This window comes from Microbacterium petrolearium (genome assembly GCF_054782875.1).
Genome location: NZ_BAAGRQ010000039.1, coordinates 1 through 2842, shown reverse-complemented (window position 1 = coordinate 2842; position 2842 = coordinate 1). Strand labels below are relative to the sequence as shown.

Sequence of the window (2842 nt, the reverse complement as noted above, 5' to 3'; positions counted from 1 at the left end):
TCGTACAAGTCCACCGCTCGGCGACGGAACTCGTCCGTGTAGTTCTTCCTGGCCATCCTTGGATTCTCGCTCCCCCCAGCATCGTGCTGGAATCAGCGTGTCCAAGATCAAGGGTCAAGCCCCCTGCCTACAGCGCGGTGGGTTCAGGCTTCTTTCGTCAATTCTGGGCCTGAGTGTGCTGTCTGGATTCCTGGAGTAAAGCGTCCGGGGTGCCACGCCAGTTCAAGAGAGCGAGAACAGCTCCGAGGATGCCGATGGCGACGAGTACGAGTGCAAGCGCGGAGAGTCCGATGGCCGCGCCGAGGATGCCGGCGAGGGGGTAAGTGATCAGGAAACAGGCATGGGAGAGGGAGAACTGGGCGGCGAACACTGCAGGCCGGTTTTGCTCCGTGCTGTTGCGGCGTAGGAGGCGTGCCGATGGGGTGAGGATGGTCGAGGTCGCGGCCCCGAGCAGCGCCCATACGACCAGGAGCGTCGCCCACTGCGATCCGCCGTCCATCCACGCGATGACTCCGGACCCGATCAGGAGCAGGACGGGCAGGGCAATGCCGCCGGTGAGCATGACTCGCCGATCCGGGAGGTTCTCCAGCAGCTTCGGCATCCCGAGGGCGACGATCATAGAGCCGCCGCCATAGGCTCCCAGCATCAGGGCGACATCGAGCTGCGGGCGTCCGAGGTCGGCTTGGACGAGGACGACCGTGTTCACGATGACCATCGCTGTGGTGGTGGCCACGACGAGGTTGAGACCCATCAGGCCGCGCAACTCCCCACTGGCCCAGAACGCTCGTGTTCCGCGGGTGAGCCTGTCGAGGAATCCGGATGGCGGTGGCACTTCGATGTGCGGGAAGCGTGATGCGATCACTAGGGCGGCGGAGGCGAGGAATCCGATCACGGTGCCGACGAACAGATTATGGAAGCTGATCACCGTCAGCAGGGCGGCGGCGAGCATCGGGCTCACGAGCGATTCCAAGTCATAGGCCAGACGCGAGAGCGACAGAGCACGGGTGTAGTCGCCCTCGTCCGGGAGCACGGAGGGGATGACGGCCTGGAACGCGGGTGTGAATGTCGCTGACGCGGACTGGAGTAGGAAGATCAGGATGTAGATCTGCCACGCCTCGGTGACGAACGGCAGCGAGACGGCGACCCCTGCCCGGATCAGGTCGGCACCGATGAGGACGGGCTTGCGTGGCAAGCGTGCAGTCAGAGCGGTGGTGATCGGGGAGACGGCGACGTAGGCGACCATCTTGATCGTCATCGCCACTCCCATCACGATCCCCGCATCCCCGCCAGCGATGTTGAAGGCGAGCAGACCGAGCGCGACCGTGAGGAGCCCGGTGCCTAGCAGCGCGATCATCTGCGCGCTGAACAGCTTCGCGTAGGTCGGGTTTCGGAGGACGGCGATCATACTTGGTGCCTCACAGGTTGGTGGGAAGGGTCAGGAGTGGGTTATTGCCGGGGTGCGTGGTGGTGGAGCGGGATCTGGCCGTTTGCGACCGCGTGTTCAGCCTGTTTGATTGCCTCGACCACGAGAGCGAGGGCATGCTCGTCGGTGAGCCGGTAGAGCACGCTCGTGCCTTCCTGCCGCGTGGTCACCATCCGCGCCATCCGCAGCCGCGCGAGATGCTGTGAAACCCCGGAGGGTTTCTTGCCGACGAGTTCGGCCAACGCGTTCACCGGCAGTTCGTCAACCTGACGGAGGGCGAGCACGATCTTGATTCGCGTCGGGTCAGACAGGATACCCAGCACTTCCGCGGCCAGTTCCACGTACTCCGAGGATGGATCTAGACCACAACCATTCTTATCCGCATTCATACGCAGATAATAACACTCTGATGGGAACCTCCGGAATCTTGTATGTGTTTGCGGTCGCGTTCGTACCTACTCCTCGATGCAGTCGAGACGAACGAGGGAGCACGGTATGGACACGATCAAGCAGTTGGCGGCGGAAGAGCGAACGGCTCGGATTATTCTCGCCATGGCGTCAGAGCCGGCGGATTCGGTGACGGGGCGGATGGTGCGTACGGTCGGTGCGACCGAGACTGTCGCGCGCGTCGTCGCTGACGAGCCCGTGTCTGGGCCGGATGGGGACACGTGGCAGCGGCGTCTCGCAACGCGCATCAACGCCGCGCAGATTCGGCGGGTGCTGGCCGATACCGAACGGCACGGCCTACGAGTACTGATCCCCGGCGATACGGACTGGCCGGCCGGGATCGATGCGCTCGGTGACCGCACCCCGGTCGCGCTCTGGGCGAAAGGCGACACGAGTCTGCTGGCTGCACCGGTGTGGGATCGCGTCACGGTGACGGGTGCTCGGGCGGCGACCGGGTACGGGGAGCATGTCGCCATGGAGCTCGCCCACGCGGCGGTGACTGACACACGGCAGGTCGTCTCCGGCGGCGCGTATGGGATCGACGGGACCGCGCACCGTGCCACGTTGGCTTCGGGCGGTTCCACGATCGCGGTGATGGCCGGCGGGCTGGATCGGCTCTACCCGGCCGGGCACACCGAACTCCTCGCCCGCGTCGGCAGGGACGGGCTGCTGCTGAGTGAGTTGCCGCCTGGGGCTGCACCGACGAAGTGGCGGTTCATGCAACGTAGCCGACTCCTCGCGGCACTGTCCGGCGCCATCGTCGTCGCGGAGGCGGGGTATCGATCGGGGACGCTGCACACGGCCGCCCAGGCCGTCGAGTTGCGCCGTCCCCTCGGGGCGGTACCGGGGCCGATCACGAGCGTTATCTGGGTGCTGTCAAGGGGGTGAAGCAAGATTGTGCGGGAGCGGCATGTAATCGACGTCAGTTACTGGCAGGCGAGCTCGTACCCGCTGTGCTTGGCGATGGGGCGG

Annotated in this window: 3 protein-coding genes; 1 reads left to right on the top strand and 2 read right to left on the bottom strand. The window is 65.2% G+C overall.

Annotation, left to right across the window (positions count from 1 at the left end):
- Nucleotides 1-157: 157 nt before the first annotated feature.
- Both ACYVJ0_RS13445 and ACYVJ0_RS13440 read right to left on the bottom strand, forming a co-directional pair.
- The gene (locus ACYVJ0_RS13445) at nt 158-1405 is read right to left on the bottom strand and encodes an MFS transporter (RefSeq protein ID WP_460818360.1); all 1248 of its coding nucleotides are present in this window, start codon (nt 1403-1405) and stop codon (nt 158-160) included.
- Between the two features lie 41 nt (nt 1406-1446).
- Nucleotides 1447-1812, bottom strand: coding sequence for an ArsR/SmtB family transcription factor (locus ACYVJ0_RS13440; protein ID WP_460818358.1), 366 nt, complete (start codon nt 1810-1812; stop codon nt 1447-1449).
- Between the two features lie 106 nt (nt 1813-1918).
- On the opposite strand from ACYVJ0_RS13440, the gene ACYVJ0_RS13435 reads away from it, so the two are divergent.
- Nucleotides 1919-2758 carry a DNA-processing protein DprA gene (locus ACYVJ0_RS13435; protein ID WP_460818357.1) on the top strand — a complete coding sequence of 280 codons (840 nt, stop codon included), beginning with the start codon at nt 1919-1921 and terminating at the stop codon, nt 2756-2758.
- Nucleotides 2759-2842 lie beyond the last annotated feature (84 nt).

Excerpts from the sequence above, each read along its gene's own strand:
- ACYVJ0_RS13440 (WP_460818358.1), bottom strand. The coding sequence starts at position 1,812 with ATGAATGCGGATAAGAATGGTTGTGGTCTAGATCCATCCTCGGAGTAC.
- ACYVJ0_RS13445 (WP_460818360.1), bottom strand. The coding sequence starts at position 1,405 with ATGATCGCCGTCCTCCGAAACCCGACCTACGCGAAGCTGTTCAGCGCG.
- ACYVJ0_RS13435 (WP_460818357.1), top strand. The coding sequence starts at position 1,919 with ATGGACACGATCAAGCAGTTGGCGGCGGAAGAGCGAACGGCTCGGATT.